This window comes from Desulfosporosinus sp. HMP52, from assembly GCF_000765145.1.
In the GTDB taxonomy this organism is placed as follows: domain Bacteria; phylum Bacillota; class Desulfitobacteriia; order Desulfitobacteriales; family Desulfitobacteriaceae; genus Desulfosporosinus.
The window spans coordinates 1-3,171 of sequence record NZ_JMGA01000082.1 but is presented as its reverse complement, the minus strand read 5'-3'; the positions used below and the strand labels follow the sequence as shown (position 1 = coordinate 3,171).

Genomic DNA, 3,171 nt, shown 5'->3' with positions numbered 1-3,171 from the left:
TCCCACTTATAGAAGATGGGAATCTTACGGCTGATAGTCATCGGATAAATGGAACAGGGGGGTGGATTTCCTTGGGTAAGAATCTAAAGTACAATCAATCATTGTTTACATACCAAGATTACCTCACTTGGCCAGAAGTTGAACGCTGGGAATTACTTAATGGGAAAGCTTACAATATGACTCCTGCCCCTTCGCGTAAGCATCAAGAGATTTCTGGTCAGTTACATACTCTATTCAACAATTATATGAAAGGAAAACAATGCAGAGTTTACGCTGCCCCCTTCGATGTACGTTTACCCCAAGTACATGAGACTGCTGATCAAACATCTACTGTCGTTCAACCTGATCTTGTCATCATTTGTGACAAACATAAATTAGATGATCGAGGTTGTATAGGAAGTCCAGACTTAGTTATTGAGATAACTTCACCCTCTACGTTTCAAAAAGACCTTAAAGAAAAATTCAATCTTTATGAAAAGGTTGGGGTTCGTGAGTACTGGATCGTTCACCCGGAGGAAAAGACTATTTCGGTTTTCCAACTTACTAAGGAAGGAAAATTTAGCCGCCCGGAAGTGTATATTGAGAAAGATTCAATCGCCGTAGGCATTTTCCAAGATCTTATAATAGATTTGCAGGATGTTTTTCTTAACTCGTAAGGAAGAAAATAGAACCGAAGAACAGTGGCATGTTGTAAGTATACAAGCCACTGTTCTTCGGTTAAGAGCTTATTCAATATGATAAGAAAGCTTCCTTGCTAATCTACCAACAGAACTCATAAAACCAAAACTAGCAATTTTAGAAATTAATTTCCCAAATTTACGGTAGATTAAACTAAATAAAAGATAAGGCACTTTTTGCTTCGGATGGTCTGGTATTCTCTTAAATATATTTTTAAATGAGTAGAACTCTTTGTAAATCCACAAATACCCCTCTAGCAATTCTTTCTGACTCATCTGTTTAGGGGAAAAGACAACATTGGCAGTGTTATAATGGCTTAAATCAAAATCAACAATCCTTCCCTCTGAAAAGAACCTTTCATATAAAATTGTACCTGGATACGGTGTGAGAATGTGAGCTGTCATTGTTTCAACTTTGTTTTTAACCAACCAGTCCAGAGTGTTTTGAAAAACTTGGGGAGAATCATGATCAAAACCAAAGACAAGGCTGGCATTTACCATAATGCCTCGCTTATGCAGCTCATGAATCAAGCGCTCATAATTTTCTCGTTTATTTTGGAACTTTTGAACACTTCGAATGGACTGTTCATTAATTGACTCGAAGCCAATAAATAGGCTTTGACAACCACTCTCTTGCATTTGATCTAATACATCCAGATGATTGAGTATATTGGCAGATACAGCGGCATTCCATTTGAGACCAAGGGGTTTAATTTCCTCAAGAAATGCTCTGGTCCAGCCAATATCCCCAATAAGGTTATCATCAATGAACATGACGTGTTTGGTTTTTAGCTGTTTTATCTCCTCAAGGACATTGGCTATTGGCCGATTAAAGGGGCAGCCACGACTGGCAACAATGATATTAGTATAGAGGTATTTTCCAGAGGGAGTTAGACTCCAGCGTGGAATAGGTATTTTGCTGGGATCAGCTATTTTCGTGGAATAATACTTAGGTTTTAGTTGACCTAGACTTACGTCGGAAAGAATATCAAGCCAAACGTTTTCAGCCTCTCCGATACAAACAGAATCCGCAAACTGTAAGGCTTCTTCAGGATTTGCACTGACATGAATCCCACCCAGGATGACCGGGACCTTTTTCTTGCGATAATACTCAGCAATTTGATACCCTCGATTAGAAGTATCAATATTCACTGTAATTCCAACTAGATCAGGGGAATCCTCTAAGTTAAGTAGATTAGCATTTTCATCTTCAATGATTATTGAATGTTCCTTCGGAGTAAGAGCAGCTAATACTAAAAGGGACAAGGAAGGTGACATTAAGCGTTTAAATTCTGAATCCATGGGTCTAAGACTCATTTTTGGCTGGATTAATTTAATTTTCATTCCATGCCCTTTCTTTTACTTAAAGATCCCAACTTGATTATGACTAATTGTTTTGGTCACTTTTGTATTCTAAAATATCTCCAGGCTGACATTCTAAAGCTTTACAAATCCCCTCTAACGTTGTTAATCGAATCGCTTTGGCTTTCCCATTTTTCAGAATAGAAAGGTTAGCCATTGTTATTCCAACTCTCTCCGAAAGTTCTGTAACGCTCATTTTTCTTTTAGCCAACATCACGTCAATATTAATTATAATCGCCATCTTATTCACCTCAGACTGTTAAATCATTTTCAGACTTTATCTCTATGGCACTTTTTAATAGTTTTTGAAGAACAGCGGCAAAAACCGCAACCACACTGCAACCAAAAATAATAACCATTCCGATTACTATCATACCCGGGGCATCATCTACCTCAGCCATGAGATAGATAAGTGGCATAAATACCACGTATAAAGAACTGATGGTGACGGCACAGTATTTGATATTCTTTAAAGCCTTTACCGACAACTCCGAAAACGCCTGGTTATTATCAATAAAGCTTAAAAGTCTTAAGGCCTGGTATAAGGCAACGAAAAATACTATCGCCGTTACATACAACCCAATTAAAAAGGGATATTGCAAATAAGCTAACGTTGGATTTAACTCTGCAAAAAATTCAGCTATCTCAGGCAACACAAATATACATAAAGCAAGGACAGGAAGACTCATTAGAATAACCACTAACTTTAAAAATAATGTTTCTCGTTTCATCAATAGCACCTCTCTTATTTGATAATTCTATTCTAATGCATCATTTATTGTTTTGCAATAAACAATTATTGGTTTGCGTCATTTTTGTGTTGTTATACAATTAGACCTTCAACCCTTTACTTACTTGAAAGACGAGAGGCCACTTTGTAAACCAAGAAGCATTTTTTGTAACCGACAACTGAATATTTGTAAACGAAACGCAGTTTTTGTATCCGAAAAGCCAGTTTTGAAAACGAAAAGCAGCTTTTGTAACCCAAATGCAGTTTGATTTATTCGTTTTTCTGGCGTATCATGAGAAAAATGGGCATGCCAAAGGGAGATCGACTCCCTCTCGATTTAATTGTAATCGGAGAATCCACCCCTATTTATGGATGTGCATTGAGGGTTGGCGGCGCATTATT

Annotated in this window: 4 protein-coding genes; 1 reads left to right on the top strand and 3 read right to left on the bottom strand. The window is 37.4% G+C overall.

The genetic code is table 11. The annotated features are described in order from the left end of the window. Nucleotides 1-8 precede the first annotated feature (8 nt). A complete protein-coding gene (locus tag DP73_RS21875) occupies nt 9-656 on the top strand; it encodes a Uma2 family endonuclease (protein ID WP_348982483.1) in 648 nt (215 codons plus the stop codon). Nucleotides 657-725: 69 nt separating this feature from the next. Here the strand turns inward: DP73_RS21875 and DP73_RS21870 are convergent, their stop codons facing one another. Genes DP73_RS21870 through DP73_RS21860 form a run of 3 tightly spaced genes read right to left on the bottom strand, consistent with a single transcriptional unit; the run spans nt 726 to nt 2,770 of the window. Next, nucleotides 726-2,021, bottom strand: coding sequence for a cobalamin-dependent protein (locus DP73_RS21870; protein ID WP_034602527.1), 1,296 nt, complete (start codon nt 2,019-2,021; stop codon nt 726-728). 43 nt (nt 2,022-2,064) lie between these two features. Beyond that, nucleotides 2,065-2,280: a helix-turn-helix transcriptional regulator gene (locus DP73_RS21865; RefSeq protein WP_034602526.1), complete on the bottom strand. Its 216-nt coding sequence runs from the start codon at nt 2,278-2,280 to the stop codon at nt 2,065-2,067. A gap of 10 nt (nt 2,281-2,290) precedes the next feature. Next, the gene (locus DP73_RS21860) at nt 2,291-2,770 is read right to left on the bottom strand and encodes a DUF2975 domain-containing protein (protein WP_205623428.1); all 480 of its coding nucleotides are present in this window, start codon (nt 2,768-2,770) and stop codon (nt 2,291-2,293) included. Between the last annotated feature and the right edge of the window lie 401 nt (nt 2,771-3,171).

What these genes read in the sequence shown, in the direction of transcription:
- DP73_RS21860 (WP_205623428.1), bottom strand. Translation starts at nt 2,770, where the DNA reads ATGAAACGAGAAACATTATTTTTAAAGTTAGTGGTTATTCTAATGAGT.
- DP73_RS21870 (WP_034602527.1), bottom strand. Translation starts at nt 2,021, where the DNA reads ATGAAAATTAAATTAATCCAGCCAAAAATGAGTCTTAGACCCATGGAT.
- DP73_RS21865 (WP_034602526.1), bottom strand. Translation starts at nt 2,280, where the DNA reads ATGGCGATTATAATTAATATTGACGTGATGTTGGCTAAAAGAAAAATG.